Origin of the sequence: Halohasta litchfieldiae (assembly GCF_002788215.1) — an archaeon.
GTDB lineage: Archaea > Halobacteriota > Halobacteria > Halobacteriales > Haloferacaceae > Halohasta > Halohasta litchfieldiae.
Genome location: NZ_CP024845.1, coordinates 1,807,240 through 1,823,593, shown reverse-complemented (window position 1 = coordinate 1,823,593; position 16,354 = coordinate 1,807,240). Strand labels below are relative to the sequence as shown.

Here is a 16,354-nt window from a genome sequence, read left to right as displayed (position 1 = left end):
GTGGCATATAACGTAAATCCCGTTGTTCATCTTCTCCGAGATGGAGAGACAGCCACTCAGCCCGAAAACAGACTGGTGTGAACCGGCGCAAAGTCCGTATTCCCGCTGTCGACATCGTCGTCCGTCTCGGCGGTATCCGTGATCGCTCGGCCTGCGATCCCACTGTTCAGGAAGTCGCCGACGGGTGGGGCGACGTTTTCGGGTTCGACCAAGAAGGCGTCGTGGCCGTGGTCTGAGTCGACGACGTGATGCGCAACCGGAATGTCGACCGCCCGGAACGCTTCAGCGAGGTGTTCGCTCTGTTCGACGGTGAAATGCCAGTCGCCGGTGAACGACAGCAGGAGCACCTCGCCCTCGAAGGCCGACACGGCGCGGTCGACGGTGCCGTGACCCTCGGCGAGGTCGTAGTCGTCCATCGCCCGCGTCAGATAGAGATAGCTGTTGGCATCAAAGCGATCAGTAAACTGCTCGGCGTTGTAGTCGAGGTAGGATTCGACCTCCCGGTAGGGGAAGAAGGCCGCGGCTGCATCCGGCGGGAACAGCGCGTCGCTGCCCTCGATGCCGCTGTCGCGACCCGCGGAGCGTCGACCGAACTTGCGGTCCATCGAGGCCTTCGAGAGATACATGAGATGGCCGATCTGTCGCGCAATCGCCAACCCCTGTCGTGGCGGACTGGCATCGTCGTCGCCACTCCCGTAGTAGTCGCCGCCGTTCCAGTTGGGGTCGCTGCGGATCGCCCGCCGGGCGATGGCATCGAGGCCGAGACACTGTGGATCGAGTTTGTCGGCCGCCGCAATCGGGGCGATCAGTTCGGCGTCGTCGGGGAACTGTTTGGCCCACTCTAGGACATTCATCCCGCCGACGCTACCGCCGATGATCAGTCGCAATCGGCCGACGCCGAGATGATCCAAGAGGCGGCGCTGGGCACGGGTCCAGTCGCCGATCGTCACCGGTGGGAACGCAGAGCCCCACGGCTCGCCCGTCTCAGGGTTGGTCGACGATGGCCCCGAGGAGCCGTAACACGATCCCGGGACGTTCGCACAGACCACGTAGTATTCGGTCGTATCGATGGCCTTGCCGGGACCGACGATGTCGCCCCACCATGCTCTGGCCTGCCCGGCAGTGCCGGGTGTGTTGTAGCTGGCGACGTTCTGGCTGCCGGTGAGGGCATGACAGATCAGAACGGCGTTGTCGCCGGTGAACTCGCCGTAGGCTTCGTAGGCGATTTCTAACTCTTGGATGGTTTCGCCGCACTCGAAGCGGAACTCTCCGAGCTCGACGGTTCCCCGGTCGACGTCAGTCGCACTCATTGTTTGCCTTCTTTAGTTGCTGTCTATGTGTCATTGTTGGTTTGCTGCCGCTTCCAGTCCGGCGTCCAAATCGGCAATAATGTCCTCGCTGTTCTCGATGCCCACCGACAGCCGGAGCATATCCGGCGCAACCCCTGCGGCCTTCTGCTCGGCTTCGCTCAACTGGGCGTGAGTCGTTGAGGCCGGATGAATCACGAGCGTCTTCGCGTCGCCGATGTTGGCGAGGAAGCTGATGCGGTCGACGCTCTCGCAGAACGTTTTGGCCGGCTCGAAGCCGCCGTCGACGCCAAAGGTGACCATGCCACCGTAGCCGTCGAGATATTCGGTCGCATTGTCGTGAGTCGGGTGGTCCTCGAACCCCGGATACGTCACCCACGCGACGCGGTCGTCGTCCCGTAGGAACTCCGCGACCGATTGGGCGTTCTCGCAGTGGCGGTCCATCCGCAGCGGGAGGGTTTCGAGCCCCTGCATCGTCTGCCACGCGTCGAACGGGCCCTGTTGGTTGCCGAGCGCCCGGATCGCCCGGTGGCGCGCCGCGAGCGTAAAGGCGCGCTCGCCAAATCGTTCAGAAAAGTCGAACCCCCAGCCGGGGTTTTCGCCCGACAGTTCGGGATAGTCGGCGTCGGGGTGGTCCCACGGGAACGTGCCGCCGTCAACCAAGATGCCACCGACTGTCGTCCCCGAGCCGTGAATCCACTTGGTCGTCGACTCCCAGACGATGTCCGCGCCATGTTCGAGCGGTCGACAGAGGTAGGGAGTTCCGAACGTGTTGTCGACGACCAGTGGGACGGAGTGGTCGTGAGCCACGTCGGCGAGGCGTTCGAAATCCGGGGTGACAAGTGAGGGATTGGCCAGCGTTTCGACGTGCACATAGGCTGTGTCGTCGTCGATGGCCTCCGCGTAGGCATCGTAGTCGAGGGTGTCGACGGTTCGGGCTTCGATCCCGCGCCGGGGGGCGAGCTTCGAGAGGTAAGTCCCGGTGCCGCCGTACATATCGTTGCTGGCGACGATGTTGTCGCCGCTTTCGGCGAGGATCGTGGTTGCTGAATCAAGCGCGGCCATTCCGGCGGCGGTTGCCACCGCGCCGACGCCGCCTTCGAGGCTCGTCAGCCGGGCCTCCAGCTGGCGAACGGTCGGATTTGAGACCCGCGAGTAGACGTCGCCCTCCTCACGGAGCGCGTAGAGTTCGGCCGCGCTGTCAGCATCGTCGAAAACGTACGATGTCGTCTGGTAGATCGGCGGTGCCCGTGCGCCGGTCGCGGAGTCCGGTTCGGTCCCGACGTGGAGGCTCCGCGTGTTGAAACCCTCAGTCATGTGTACTGTGCATATATCTACAAACGTTTATGCACGCCAGTTACGGCAAAAGTCGCCACTGTGTTGTGTGTTAGCATGAAATTAAACCCTGATCTCGAACCGTGCGCCGTCTGCACTGTTGTCGACACTGATCTGCCAGCCATGGGCTTCGACGATGCGTTTGACCACCGCGAGTCCGATGCCGGTGCCCTCGGCGTCGGTGGTGTAGCCGAACTCGAACAGCGACTCCGTGTCGGCATCAGCAATCCCCTCGCCGTCGTCTTCGACCGCGAACCCGGTAGGGAGTTCGGTGACCGAGACCGTCGACGCCGTGCCGTGGTCGTCGGCGTTCCGGAAGAGGTTCTCGAAGGCTTGTCTGAGCCGCGCCGGATCGGCCTCGACAGTCTGATTGGTTTCGATGCGGAGTTCCAGCTCCCCGGTGTCGGCGGTCGACCACGCTTCGGTGGCACACTGGTCGAGTGCGACCGGCTCGGTTTCGTCGACGGTCTGACCCTGCTGGGCCATCGTCAGCAACACCTCGATGAGTTCGTCCATCCGTTCGTGGGAGTCGGCGATCTGGTCGAGACCGTCTCTGGCAGCCTCAATGTCGGGCTTCTCGTCGGCCAGCTTTCTGTCGACGACCTCCGTCCAGCCAGCCGCCGTCGACAGCGGGTTCCGCAGGTCGTGAGAGACGATGTCGGCGAACTCTTCGAGTCGCCTGTTTTGCTCGCGGAGCCGTCGCTCCCGCTGCTTTCGATCGGTGATCTCGTGGAGGACGACGACGTGACCCTGTGTCATCTCGAACTGATCGGTGATCGGCGTCACTTCGATATCGTACACCTCCCGTCTGCCCCCGTCGGTCATCAACGAGAATTCGGCCGTTTCGGCCCGCTCGTCGACGACCGACCTGATCGTACTGGTGAGTTCCCCGGTGTCGAGGTCGTCGAGTGAGTGGTGGCTACTGAGTCCGTCGACGATCCCCTCGGCAGCGTCGTTGGCGTCGATGATCCCCTGATCGGCGTCCAAAATCAACACCGGGTCGGCCATCTCACGGAAAAAGCGGTCGGCAGCAACCGGGGCGACCTTTAAAAAGTCGTAACGGTAGAGCGCAACGCCGATGACGACCGCCTGAAAGACGAAAAAGACGGAGGTGATATCTAGCTGTGGATGGAGCCGGTACTCACTCACGAACAGCACTGTCGAGGCCGTGACGACAACCGCCGTCAGGAGGATCGCTCCGGCCTGGTATCGGTAGAGATTCTGGGTCTTCCACATGAACCGCCCTAACAGCACGAACGAGACCCCGAGTAGCCCGTAGACGAGGGCTAATTGAGCGAAGACGATTGGCCCAAACACCTCAGCCGACAGCACAAAAAGGCCGAACTCCCCGGTCGCGATTTCTCTAATCGCCAGTCCGTTCGGATTCAGCAGCCGCAGGACAGTGTACAGACCGATCTCCGAGAGGAGGATCGGGCCGACGACTTCCGGCAGCCACTCGCTGTCGCCGGTGTACTCGATGACGAACAGGAACCACATTACGGCCGCAAGCGAGGCACTGACCGACTGACCGATGAGCGCGCCGGTGGTGACCAGCCCCCCACCGCTGAGAATCACGACCAGATACCAGCCAGCCCACAGGCTGTCGGCCGCCAACAGCCGAGCGTAGGAGTCCGAAATCGGATGCTCGATCCGTCGCCACGAGTAGACCGCTAACACTGCACTCACGACGGTCGCCAGCAGTACCAATGAGACGACGAGTATACTCAGTAAAACGTCATCTCCCATTGTCTTCGCTCGTGACCTCATGGATATATATCCTAGCGGCCTAACTATCGATTCCAATAATTACAGGTCGGCCAATTGACACCGGGTGGTGACCGTACTGGTGTCGACTCGGAGTTCCTCGGCCGCCAACTGGTTTGACACTCGCCATTCGACGCCTGTGAGAGCCGCCAACCCAGTCGTCTTTTGAGGTATGGGCCAGTAGCCCACGCTAATGAGCCGCGTCGACGAGTCGAACCCCTATCTCCGCGATCCACCCACCGAGTTCGAGTCGGTCGAAGAACTCTCCGAGACTGACGCCGCCGAGCAGGCCCAACAGCTCCGAGCGGCGATTCGGGAACACGACCACCGCTACTACGTCGAGGCCGACCCCCTGATTGCTGATCGCGTCTACGATCTGCTGTTTGCCCGCCTCCAAGATCTCGAAGCCGAGTTCAATCTCGCCGAACGCGATAGCCCCACCCAGCGCGTCGGCGGCCAGCCGGTCGACGAACTCCAGACGGTCGAACACACCGCGCCGATGCTCTCGATTGAGCAAAGCGGCGAGGCCGAAGACGTCCGGGAGTTCGACGAGCGCGTCCGGCGAGAACTGGGCGACGAGGGAATGGACCCCGCAGGCTACGTCTGTGAACCCAAATTCGACGGCATCTCGCTGGAAGCAGTGTACGAGGAGGGTCGACTCGTCCGGGCGGCCACTCGCGGCGACGGTCGGGAGGGCGACGACGTCACCGCCCAAGTCCGAGCCATTCCCTCGGTGCCCCAGCGACTCCGCGGCGAGTATCCCGATTTTCTCGCTGTTCGCGGCGAGGTATTTATGCCGAAGGATGGGTTCCGAGAGCACAACCGCCAGCGAATCGAACGCGGCAAGGAGCCGTTTGCCAACCCCCGCAATGCGACTGCTGGAACCATCCGTCAACTCGATCCCTCGGTCGTCGCGTCTCGGCCACTGGACTGCTTTTTCTATGGGATCATGGCCTACGAGGATGCCGACCGCGAGCGCCCAGAGACCCAGTGGGCCGAACTCGATGCGTTCCGGTCGTGGGGGTTCCACGTCGACGACCTCGCCGAGCACGTCGACAACATCGAGGCGGCCATCGACTACCGCGACGAACTGATGGAGCGACGCGAGGATCTCAACTACGAGATCGACGGCGTCGTCATCAAAGTCAACGACATCGCCGCCTGCGAGATGCTTGGCAACACGTCCCGTGCCACTCGGTCCGCATTCGCGTACAAATTTCCTGCCCGCACGGAGATCACAGGGATTACTGATATCGTCGTGCAGGTCGGCCGGACTGGCCGCATGACGCCGGTGGCTCTGCTCGAACCGGTGCAGGTCGGCGGCGTCACCGTCTCGCGGGCGACGCTCCACAACCCCGGCGAGATCGAATCGCTGGGCGTCGACGTAGGCGACACGGTCCGGGTGCTCCGGGCGGGCGACGTGATCCCCTACATCGACGAGGTTGTCGACGCCGCCAGCGACTCCACCTTCGCGTTCCCCGACCACTGTCCGGTCTGTGAGAGTCCCGTCGAGCGTGATGGGCCACTCGCGTTCTGTACCGGCGGGTTAGCCTGCCAATCGCAGGTCGACCGCGCCATCGAACACTACGTCAGCCGCGGCGGCCTCGACATCGAGGGGCTGGGTCCCGAGCGCATCAGCCAGCTTCGAGAAGCAAAGTTGGTCGACTCGCTGGCCGACCTCTACGGCCTCGACCGCGAGGCACTGGCCGACCTGGAGGGCTGGGGCGACAAAAGCGCTGAAAACCTCCTCGCGGAGATCGATGCCGCCCGCGAGCCGCCGCTCGATTCGTTTCTCACCGCGCTGTCGATTCCCGAGGTTGGCTCCGCTACGGCCACCGCACTGGCCCGTGAGTTCGGTTCGCTTGCGGCGGTGATACACGCCGAACCGGACGAACTGGAAGCCGTCGACGACGTCGGTCCAATCGTCGCCGAGAAAATTCGGGACTTTTTCGACAGTGAGGAAAACCGCGCTGCACTCGATGGGCTGCTGGCGGCGGGGGTCGACCCACAGTCGGTCGACATCGCAGAGACAGCCGCCGACCTCGCTGGGCTTACGTTCGTCTTCACTGGCTCGCTGTCGGTCGCCCGAAGCGACGCCCAAGATCTCGTTGAAGCCCACGGCGCGAACGCAACGGGGAGCGTTTCGGGGAACACTGACTACCTCGTTATCGGCGAGAGTCCGGGCCAGCGCAAGCAGGACGATGCGGCAGACAACGACGTGCCGGTGCTGGACGAAGCCGAGTTCGTCGACCTACTGGCCGATCACGGTATCGAGTGGCCGCCCGAGTCGTAGGTCGGACCGCTGCTACCGAACTGTCACATTAATTTATTGTCAAATCTCTGCTGTTTCTTCACCAACGGTATTTGTCATATCTGCTCGATAGCCCTCAGATCGGACCGTTAGGGCAGTTATTCCAGTCGTTGCGAATACCCTTATCGTCGCGTGACAGCATCGGTGTCCACCGTTTGATGGTATCGAATTTGAGATTGTCAGCGAATCCATTAAGTAGGTAAGGGCGAATACAAATAGCACACCACAGATACTGGCGGCTACCGAGTCACAAAAAGGTGGAGTGTGAGAGGCTGTTTACTCCACGTCCTCCTACGCAGTGTGTCTCGTAAATCGTTGTGCTGTGGACAAGGAACTACATATGTTCAACGAACTACTCGGAAACGACGACGACGAACGCGCTGTCTCGCCGGTTATCGGCGTGATTCTCATGGTGGCGATAACGGTGATCCTCGCTGCTGTGATCGGTGCGTTCGTGCTGCAGCTCGGTGATAGCGTCTCGCAAACAGCTCCACAGGCGTCAGTTGGCGTCGACAGCATCACTGTTGCTGACGACCAAATTGTACTCCAACATTCTGGTGGCGATACCATTGAGTTGGCAGACACAAGAATTATTGTCGAAAATGAGGAAAAAGCCACTCTAACTTGGGATGGGACCAATCAGGACCCATTTGCCACAGCCGATGAACTATATATAAATACAACCGATGGGGCAGAAAAAAATTCTACTGCGAATAGCTCTGTATCTGGTAGTTCATACAATGTGGATAATGGCCCTACCGAGTATAATCTTGAGAGTGATGACCAGCTCACAATCACGCTCATCGACAAATCTTCGGGCGAGATTATCTTCGAGCGCGAAATCCGGGCCTAAATTCCGAACTAACCGTTTTCAGCGGACCGTCTCTATTTTTGACCCCACGTCGACAGCCCCCGGCTCGTCGCCACCGATACGCTACTAACCCTGTTTTGGGACTCTCAATGGGCGGGTGACTCATAGCGATCCACTTGTGGTCCCAACGGTCGACGCGCAGTATCGCTCTGCAGAGACGGTTGTGGCCGCAATCAGTCGTCACAGATCCCGGCGTTGGAACACCAGCAGTCCAACGAGCGGAGCCGCCAGCAGCCAGAACAACAGCATCGACAGCGCCGACAGCTGGAGGCCCGCCGTCTCGCCGATCATGAACTCGCCGGCTAGGAGTCGCCCCGTCAGCCACCCGAACGACTCGGCTGGGTTAGTCAGGAAAATGGCGTTCCCGATGGTCCGAGCGCTCAGGGGTAGCACGTCGGCCAGCGAGCCGATGGCGGATCCGAGCCGGAGCTGGATCGCCCCCCAGAAGGGAACGAACACGAAGTAGAGCCCGATAGCGCCACCTAGCGCAGTCCGCTGAGAGGGCGCGGCCGCTGACCAGCCGACCGCGATAGCGACGAACACCGAGGCCAACAGCGCCACCAGTAGCATGTAGCCGATGTAGGTGCCGATTTCGAGGGTGAACGGACCGAGCGCGAGAATCACTGCTGGCAATATAAAGCCGACAGTGATCGCCGTCGACAGCGCGGCAGCCCGACCCACAACTTTCCCGAAGACCACGTCGGCCCGCGAATGTGGGAGCGACAACAGGAGTTTCAGCGATCCCGACTCCCGCTCGCCGGTCACGGCGTTGTAGGCGACAACCAGCGCAATTAGCGGGACGAGCGTTCCGACGAACAGGCTCCCGGACAACTGGAGGACCGCGTTCGCGCTGGCCGTCTGACGCGCGAGGTACGACACGCCCGAAACGAGCAGGATGAACACCACTGTCAGCCCGATCAGCCACCGCGAGCGGATCGCATCCTCGAAATCCTTCCGAGCAACGACGAGCCAACTCATTGGCGTCCCTCCGGGGTGGCCTCCGGTGGCTGTGAGCCTGTCCCATCCCCACCGCCGCCGCTCCCGGTGCTCCCACCGTCTTTCTCGACGACGCCTTCGCCATCGGTGTACGATAAAAAGAGCTCTTCGAGCGACGTCGACTCGGTTTCGATATCCTCGATCTCGATGCCGGCCTCGCTGAGTGTGGCGATCACCTCGTTTTTGACGCCCGACTCACAGGAGACCGTGACCGTGGGCCCGTCGACGGCGGCTCCCGAGACGCCATCCAGCCGCCGAATCGGGTCCAGATCGTCGTCAGTCGCGTCGTCGACGGTCAAAATGAGCGTCTCCTCGCTGCCGGTTTCCTCCCGGAGCCCCTCGATACTGTCTTCGGTCACAAGTTCGCCCTTGTGGAGGATGCCGACGCGATCACACACGGCTTCGACCTGTCCGAGTACGTGACTCGAAAAGAAGACGGTCGCGCCACGGTCGGCCTCCTGCTGGACGATATCTCGCATCTCCTTGGCTCCGCCGGGGTCGAGACCCGTGGAGGGTTCGTCGAGGATCAGGAGTTCGGGGTCGCCCACGAGTGCCATCCCGAGTACCAGTCGCTGGCGCATCCCCTTTGAGTACTCGCCAGCCGCCCGGTCGCCCGCGTCGGCGAGACCGACGCGATCCAAAATCGCATCCGGATCATTGTCTGCCTCTTTCGACTCGATAGCGAACTCGATGTGTTTCCGGCCGGTGAGTCGACTGTAGACGTCGAACCCCTCCGGCAGGACTCCAGTTCGCTCGCGGATGTCGACGCTCGAATCGCCGACCGGCTCGCCGAGGACGGTAATCGTCCCCTCCGTGGGGCGAACGAAGTCGAGCAGCATGTTGATCGTTGTCGACTTTCCGGCCCCGTTCGGCCCGAGAAAGCCGTAGATCTCACCCGACTCGACGGTGAGATCCAGATTGCGGACGGCAGTGAGGTCGCCATACCGCTTTGTGACGTTGGAGAGCTGAATAGCTGACATCTAACTGGACGTTACTTCGGTTGCCGATAAAACGTTGCGGCTCTCGGTAACGACCGAGACCACTGGTGGTGTGATCGTTTCCAACCCCCGGTTACGATCAGCAATGGCAATCACACAGCTGTCTTACTCCGCGATACAGGACCTTCGAACAGAATAACCAAAATCCAACGCATACTGTGGAAATTTATACATAAAACACACATCTGATTTATATACTCACACTGCGATATACATTTGAAAATGAATATTGCACGTATCCTTTCGATGTTGATGGTCGCTGTGCTGCTCGCAAGCGCAGTGACTGGCAGCGCAGCCGCACAGTCTGCCTCCGGCGATGACCTCTATGAATCCTTAGAGGAGATGGTTCCGCTGTACAACGACAACGCCGATAGCGTCGACCTTGGTCCGGTCAGCATTGCTGGCACCAGCAATATCTACATTCAGGACGGCGAGTCGGTCGTCACCTACTCGATGACGATGGACAAGCAGAACCGCATCACTGATCTCGCTGACACTCCCAGTGAAGATGCAAAACGGAAGATTACCACGGACCGTGCAACGATTGAACAAATCACCACCGCGAGCAATCCCGCCGTCGCCTTCCGGGATGCCGTCGCCAACGACGACATCGTGATCACCGGCGAAGACGGCCAGACCGTCGAGAAAATCAAGTGGGCCGTCATCAACGCGTTCAAGGGCTTCTTTATCTAAACGACCTTTTTCCGCCTCGGGTTCGCCGGTGGCGAACCGCTCGCCTCCGCACTGATGTCGATCAAAAAGGGCCGAGGGTGAGGTATTTGGCCTCACCCTCGGAGAACCGCGCTCGCTCCGCTCGCGCGGATGCGAATGACAGACTCGAACGCTACCTACTGCAACATCCGGCAACGAATAAATTACCGTACCTATACGGTGTTTTATAAATTTACTACGAGAGACCGCTGCTTCCTCTCCGCTGTCTGTTCGTCGACCGGTGGATGGCGTGGCGAGACTACGCCACTACGCAGAGAGGGTACGTCGACACCCTCGTTTCAGGGTTCCGGCGGATCGCCACCGTAAGCGTCGTGATCAGTATAAAAGTTCAGCATGGCAAACTTCAGCTTTTGCGGCTTGATGTCGACGAACTCTTCGCGCTCTTCGACCGGGAAACTCCCGCGCACACTGTATTTCCCCATATCAGCCTGTGTGTACCGCTTGTCGGCCAGAATTCGGACGCCGAAATCCTCGGGTGACCGGATTACTCGCCCAAGGGCCTGCCGCGTTTTGCGGATCGTCGGGATCTCGACGGCGTAGGCCCAGCCCGCATCCCGCGTGCGTCGACTGTCGCTGTAGGCCCGATTGTAGGCATCCTGAACCGCATCCATCCGCTCGGAGAGATGCGGATACGGCACCCCAACCACCACGACCGTCCGTGCGTCGTCGCCGTCGAAGCTCACGCCTTCGGCCAGCGTCCCCCACAGCGAGGTACAGAGCGTGGCGTTGTCGCTGTCGACGAATCGTGTGCGCAGTTTTTCGGTCGACCGGTCGGAGCCATCGAGCACCAGCGTCCCGAGTTCGCCCGCGTTGCTGTCGTCGAGCCGGTCGTAGTACCGCTCGGACTCCGAGTAGGAGGGGAAAAACAGCAGGGTATTGCCCGGCGTAAACCGGATTACGTCTTCGAGCAGTTCGGTGACTATCTCTTGGGTCTCGGGGTTGTCCCGCTCGCTGGCGAACAGCGCCGGCACCTTCGCAGCGTAGGTCCGGCGGTTGGCTTCGGGATAGTTTAGTTTGTAGGCCAGCCGCGCCGGTGAGTCGAGGCCGAGGACGTCTTCGGTCACATCGAACGGTCGGAGTGTCGCGCTCATCAGAATGCTCGCATACACCTCGTCGAACAGTTCGCTTGTCACCTCGCGCGGAATACAGGTATACAGCTCCGCCCGGCCGTAGATCTCCTCGGTGGCCCCATCCCGCCGGACGCCAACCATCGGATGCTGGCCGAGTTCGTCGCCCTCGGACATCCACGTACTGATAAAGGTCGCCGCTTGGAGCGTCTGGCATTCGGCCCGCGTCGTCGCATCACCATCCCGATAGGCTTGTTCGTACTCCTCGTCGAGGACCTTTCCCAACTGGACGGCGAGTTCGGCCTCGATACTGATCCCGCGGCCCTCGTAGCGCTGCAGGAACGCCAGCGTCAGATCGTCTCGCCGGTCGCGGTTCGCCACCGCGAGATCTGTCCACTCGTCACCGACCTTTCGCGGGTTGATTTTCGTCCCCAGTCCTGTGTCGTAGGTCGACTGCAGGGCCTCTAGGAACGCCTCGATCACGTTGCGGGCAGGCTCTGCCCGGGAGTCGTCGAGACCGTCCAGTTCGTCGAGCGCCGACGCCAGCGTGTTCTCGGTCACCGTTCGCGTCGCGTGATCTCTGGCAGCGTCTACGATGTTGTGGGCCTCGTCGAACACCGTGATCACGTCGTCGGGATCGCGGTCCAACCACCGGAAAAACTGCTCGCGGATCATCGGGTCCAGCAGGTGATGGTAGTTGCAGACCACGAGGTCGACACCCTCCATTCCCTCTTTTAAAAGCTCGTAGCCACAGAGTCCCTGCTGGTCGGCGTACTCGTAGACGTCGTCAGGGGTCCGCACGTCATTGAACAGCCACGAAAAGAACTCGTCGTTGTCGTCGATGAGATTGTTGTAATAAAAATCACAGACGTTTCCCTCCCGTAGCTCTTCGAGTTCGTCTTCGACCGAATCGAGTTCGTCCATCACCGCGCTGCGGGCCTCGGCCGCGCCCGAATCGCCCTCCTTGCTTGCATCCAACAGCTCCTGTTGGCGGGCGGCCAATTGGTCCTTGTCGGTCTCGGTGTCGACCAACTCACGGGTGGTATCCCGGAGGCTCTGACACTCCTGATACCCCACGTCGATATGGCACATCTGCTTTTTGCCTTTAAAAACGACTGCGCGAATCGGCTCGGTGCGAGTGATCGCGCGGGCGTCTTCGACGAACTGCCGCATCTGCTGGTGGACGTTGGTCGTGATGACGACCGTTTTGTCGTGTTCGCGAGCGTATGCGAGCGCGGGCACGAGTGCCGACAGCGTCTTGCCAGTGCCGGGAGCGCCCTCTAAGAGGACGTCTCGACGCTGGCCCAGCGAGTTGGCGATCCGGTCGATGGCCTCTCGCTGGTTCGGATACGGCGTCTCGTACGGAAAGAACCGTAGCGCGTCGTCTACTGCCACAGCCTTCCTTTGGCATCACCGGATTAAAACGTGTGGTCGCCACGGTGAATGTAGTCGACACAAAATAGTCATCGCTATGCGGCTGTTCTGCAGTGCCTACTATCACTAATTCCGGAACGAGCAATGGCTCAAGTGGCCGTCTCTCGTCATATTCGCCTATGACCGTCGACGATCTCACCGAGTACGGCATGAAACCTATGACTGACGCCAACATTCGAAGCTTTTTGTCGACCCGAAGCGTTGGCGTGCTGGGCCTTCCCACAAGAGATGGTCCGATGATGCGACCGCTGTCGTTTTGGTACGACGGTTCCGATTCCCTGTATTTCGTTTACGTTCTCGGCGATCAGAGCGAAAAACACGACCTAAGCCAGCAGGCCGACACCGCTCGGTTTCTCGTCTACAGCGCCGAAACACCGTTTAATTGGCGAAGCGTCATTCTCACAGGTTCGATTAGTGAGGTCCCAGCTGATGAGCAGAGGGCGCTGTTGGAGGCGATAGAGATTCGATGGCGTCCCGACCTCTTCGAACGGGCCAGCGTCTCCGAACCGACTGCGCTCTACCAGTTCAAAATTACCGGGCAGAGCGGCATCAAACATCTCGGACTCCCGCCGGAACTCGAAGCCCCGTCGACTGACAACAAACCCGACTAACATTGCCGCTGGAGAGCTATCAAATAGTATTACAACTAATATACGTGTCGGTGCCGTGCGTCGACTTCGCCGTTCCGAGGCAGTACTTTCGGCTAGTTGCGCGTTGGTACGGTTGCAATGGCAACCCAAACCTCCACGCAGACGGCACTCATAGCAGATCTCGACCACTGGAAAGCCGGTGTCATCGGCGGCCTCGGCGGCGGTCTCGTCTTCGGCATCCTGATGTCGATGATGATGCCGGATATCATTGGCGGGGCGACCCCCGGACTGTACGGCCTCAGCGGCGGGGTCGCTGGGTGGACGATCCATATGGCCCACTCGGCGGTTCTCGGCGTCGTCTTCGCCGCGATTGCGAGTCCGACGGGGTATGATGAGACGCTCGGCAAGAGTCTCGGTGCTGGCATCGTTTACGGGCTCGTCCTCTGGGCGGTCCTCGGAGCGATTGTGATGCCCGCGTGGGTCGGCGCCGTATTGCCGGCGAATCCACCCGTTCCGAACATCAATCCCATGAGCCTCGTCGGCCACGTCGTCTACGGCGGCGTGCTCGGCGTCCTCTACGCCGCATTCACTGCCGAGTAGCTGTCGACACGTTCGGCTAATTCTGTTCTTTCTACCAGCCTATTTGACTGTGCCTGCTATTGTTACTGATAAACCGTTTTATACTGTCGACTCATACACCTGTCAGCAGATAATGCCCTCTCAAAAACAGTTCCGCCCTGCGTTTTGCAGATGGACGTGCCCGCTTTGCGGAACCACGAGGGTATGCGTTCGGAGCGATACAGCGTGCCACTCGGCCTCTAACCACCTTCGCACCCACATCCGCGCGACCAGTGATACAGTCCACGGGCCACAGGGGACGATTCCGAAGGAGGTCGACCTCGACGACCTTGCTGAGCATATCTCCTGCAGTGAGTAAGCGCCCGGCTCAGCCGAGCAGTTCGACCAGCAGCGCCTTCTGGGCGTGGAGCCGGTTTTCGGCCTGATCCCAGACGATAGATCGGTCACTTTCTAAGACAGCGTCGGTAATCTCCTCGCCGCGGTGGGCGGGCAGACAGTGCATCACCTTCGCGTCAGTTCCCGCAAGCAGTTCCTCGTTGAGCTGGAACCCCTCGAAGGCCGCGAGTTTTGCCTCACGTTTGTCCTCTTCGCCCATACTGACCCAGACATCGGTGTAGATCACGTCGACGTCTTCGATTGCGGCCTCGGGGTCGGTGTAGATGTCGGGTTCGCCGCCGAGTTCGGTCGCGCGGTCGACGACCGCCTCGTCCATCGGGTACTCCGGCGGGGTCGCCACCGTGAGGTCGACACCTGCGAGCGCACAGCCAATCGCGAACGACTGGCCGACGTTGTTGCCGTCGCCGACCCACGCGACTGAGACGTCGTCGTCGAACTGCTCGCGGATCGTCAACAGATCAGCGAGGGTCTGACACGGGTGGGCGTCGTCAGTCAGCCCATTGATTACAGGCACGTCAGCGTATTTGGCCAGAATCTCGGCGTCCTCGTGGCTAAAGAGGCGGGCCATGATCCCGTCGACGTACCGACCCATCGCGCGGGCGGTGTCTTTGAGTGGTTCGCCGTGACCGAGTTGGATGTCGTCGGGCCCCATGAAGATGGCGTGGCCGCCGAGTTGGGTCATTCCGGTCTCGAAGGAGATTCGGGTCCGGGTACTCGGTTTTTCGAACAGCATGCCGAGGGTCTGATCAGCCAGCTGGGCGTCATCGCCGTTTTTCAGTGCTGCTGCACGCGTCAGTACCGCGTCGACTTCGTCGGCCGACAGGTCGTCGATATCGAGAAAGTTGTCCGTATTCATGACTTGCTCTCCGTCGTTTCGTCGCTGGTGTGGTCGTCGGGCTGTTCGACACCGAGTTGCTCACAGACCTCGATTAGCACGTCGACCGAGTGGTCGAACTCGGCGAGCGACAGGTGCTCGTGGGGCGTGTGATCGAGGTTCGAGTCGCCGGGGCCGTAGCTCAGAATGGGGCAGCCCCACTCCTCGGCGTAGATGTTCATATCCGCCGTCCCGGTTTTCCGAAGCAGGCGTGGATCGCCGCCCTGCTTGCGGATCGCGACCCGAAAGAGGCGGGCGACCTCGGTTCGGGGGCTGGTCATCACGGCCGGGATGAACTCGGTCCAGTTGACCGTTCCCGTTTCGAGTTCGGCATCGGATAGCTCCCGAACCTCTTCGGGGGTACGTTCCGGCGGGACACGAAGCTGGAACTCCATGGTCGCGTCCATCGAGAGCCCGTCGACCGAGACGCCGCCCTCGATGTCGACTGGTTTGGTCGTGACCTGCTCGAAGACGGGAATCCACTCGTCGGGTTCGAAGGTGTCCTCGACGCGGTTCCACCAACTCATCGCGTGCTGGATCGCGTTGGGGTCGGGCCGAGAGGTGTGACCGGATTCGCTGGTTGCCACGTAGGTGCCCTCCAAGAGGCCACGGTAGCCCAGCGTAATCCCGTCCCAGCCCGAGGGCTCGCCGTTGATGACTGCCTCGGGTGCTTCGCGGTTCTCGATGAGATGCCACGCGCCGCGGGAGGTCGACTCCTCGCCGACGACCCCAACAAACGAGGCCCCGGTTTCGACTGCAGCCACGGCCATCGCAGCCAGTGGGCCAGTGGCGTCGACGCTGCCACGACCCCAGAGTTCGGGTCCCTCTTCGCCCTCCTTAATTTCGACCGGGATGTCACCCGGCACGGTGTCGATATGCGAGGTCAAGAGGACGGTATCGTCGCCGGGTGCGTGGACGTTGCCGATGTCGTCGATATAGGTCTCGCGTCCGTTCTGTTCAAGAAAGGCGGCCAGTGCTTCAGCTGCCTCGGTTTCGTTTCCCGAGACCGAGGGAATCGAGACGAGTTCGGTCAGCAGTCGACGGCCCTCGGTGGTGACTGCGGGATGCTCAACTGCGCTGTCGGTGGTTTCGACGGCCAT

At 60.9% G+C, this 16,354-nt stretch carries 13 protein-coding genes; 5 read left to right on the top strand and 8 right to left on the bottom strand.

Features of this window, described 5'->3' with window-relative positions; genetic code table 11:
* Nucleotides 1-56: 56 nt before the first annotated feature.
* The 3 genes from metX to HALTADL_RS09200 form a co-directional block, all read right to left on the bottom strand.
* Nucleotides 57-1,310: a homoserine O-acetyltransferase MetX gene (gene metX, locus HALTADL_RS09210; RefSeq protein WP_089670587.1), complete on the bottom strand. Its 1,254-nt coding sequence runs from the start codon at nucleotides 1,308-1,310 to the stop codon at nucleotides 57-59.
* Nucleotides 1,311-1,340: 30 nt separating this feature from the next.
* A complete protein-coding gene (locus HALTADL_RS09205) occupies nucleotides 1,341-2,624 on the bottom strand; it encodes an O-acetylhomoserine aminocarboxypropyltransferase/cysteine synthase family protein (RefSeq protein ID WP_089670588.1) in 1,284 nt (427 codons plus the stop codon).
* Between the two features lie 81 nt (nucleotides 2,625-2,705).
* Nucleotides 2,706-4,388 (bottom strand): sensor histidine kinase, encoded by a 1,683-nt coding sequence (locus tag HALTADL_RS09200; protein ID WP_162551706.1) that lies wholly within the window; start codon nucleotides 4,386-4,388, stop codon nucleotides 2,706-2,708.
* A 211-nt stretch (nucleotides 4,389-4,599) separates the two neighbouring features.
* Between HALTADL_RS09200 and ligA the strand changes: the two genes are divergently transcribed.
* Both ligA and HALTADL_RS17745 read left to right on the top strand, forming a co-directional pair.
* The gene (ligA, locus tag HALTADL_RS09195; RefSeq protein WP_089670590.1) at nucleotides 4,600-6,699 is read left to right on the top strand and encodes an NAD-dependent DNA ligase LigA; all 2,100 of its coding nucleotides are present in this window, start codon (nucleotides 4,600-4,602) and stop codon (nucleotides 6,697-6,699) included.
* Nucleotides 6,700-7,057: 358 nt separating this feature from the next.
* Nucleotides 7,058-7,570: a type IV pilin gene (locus HALTADL_RS17745; protein WP_218143631.1), complete on the top strand. Its 513-nt coding sequence runs from the start codon at nucleotides 7,058-7,060 to the stop codon at nucleotides 7,568-7,570.
* Nucleotides 7,571-7,768: 198 nt separating this feature from the next.
* On the opposite strand, the gene HALTADL_RS09185 is transcribed toward HALTADL_RS17745, so the two are convergent.
* Both HALTADL_RS09185 and HALTADL_RS09180 read right to left on the bottom strand, forming a co-directional pair.
* Nucleotides 7,769-8,566 carry an ABC transporter permease gene (locus HALTADL_RS09185; protein ID WP_089670591.1) on the bottom strand — a complete coding sequence of 266 codons (798 nt, stop codon included), beginning with the start codon at nucleotides 8,564-8,566 and terminating at the stop codon, nucleotides 7,769-7,771.
* Entirely contained in the window at nucleotides 8,563-9,564 is a 1,002-nt protein-coding gene (locus HALTADL_RS09180; protein WP_089670592.1) for an ABC transporter ATP-binding protein, read from the bottom strand. The genes HALTADL_RS09185 and HALTADL_RS09180 overlap by 4 nt, the downstream gene beginning before the upstream one ends.
* A 240-nt stretch (nucleotides 9,565-9,804) precedes the next feature.
* On the opposite strand from HALTADL_RS09180, the gene HALTADL_RS09175 reads away from it, so the two are divergent.
* Nucleotides 9,805-10,275 carry a hypothetical protein gene (locus HALTADL_RS09175; protein WP_245708317.1) on the top strand — a complete coding sequence of 157 codons (471 nt, stop codon included), beginning with the start codon at nucleotides 9,805-9,807 and terminating at the stop codon, nucleotides 10,273-10,275.
* Between the two features lie 317 nt (nucleotides 10,276-10,592).
* Here HALTADL_RS09175 and HALTADL_RS09170 read toward each other — a convergent pair whose 3' ends face one another.
* Nucleotides 10,593-12,776 carry an ATP-dependent DNA helicase gene (locus tag HALTADL_RS09170; RefSeq protein WP_089670593.1) on the bottom strand — a complete coding sequence of 728 codons (2,184 nt, stop codon included), beginning with the start codon at nucleotides 12,774-12,776 and terminating at the stop codon, nucleotides 10,593-10,595.
* Nucleotides 12,777-12,934: 158 nt separating this feature from the next.
* Between HALTADL_RS09170 and HALTADL_RS09165 the strand changes: the two genes are divergently transcribed.
* Together HALTADL_RS09165 and HALTADL_RS09160 are read left to right on the top strand one after the other, a co-directional pair.
* Nucleotides 12,935-13,426, top strand: a complete 492-nt coding sequence (locus HALTADL_RS09165; protein ID WP_089670594.1) for a pyridoxamine 5'-phosphate oxidase family protein — start codon at nucleotides 12,935-12,937, stop codon at nucleotides 13,424-13,426.
* Between the two features lie 117 nt (nucleotides 13,427-13,543).
* Nucleotides 13,544-14,005 carry a histidine kinase gene (locus HALTADL_RS09160; RefSeq protein ID WP_089670595.1) on the top strand — a complete coding sequence of 154 codons (462 nt, stop codon included), beginning with the start codon at nucleotides 13,544-13,546 and terminating at the stop codon, nucleotides 14,003-14,005.
* Between the two features lie 346 nt (nucleotides 14,006-14,351).
* On the opposite strand, the gene argF is transcribed toward HALTADL_RS09160, so the two are convergent.
* Together argF and HALTADL_RS09150 are read right to left on the bottom strand one after the other, a co-directional pair.
* On the bottom strand, nucleotides 14,352-15,236 hold the full coding sequence (argF, locus tag HALTADL_RS09155) for an ornithine carbamoyltransferase (protein WP_089670596.1): 885 nt from the start codon (nucleotides 15,234-15,236) through the stop codon (nucleotides 14,352-14,354).
* Nucleotides 15,233-16,354, bottom strand: a complete 1,122-nt coding sequence (locus HALTADL_RS09150; RefSeq protein ID WP_089670597.1) for a [LysW]-lysine hydrolase — start codon at nucleotides 16,352-16,354, stop codon at nucleotides 15,233-15,235. The genes argF and HALTADL_RS09150 overlap by 4 nt, the downstream gene beginning before the upstream one ends.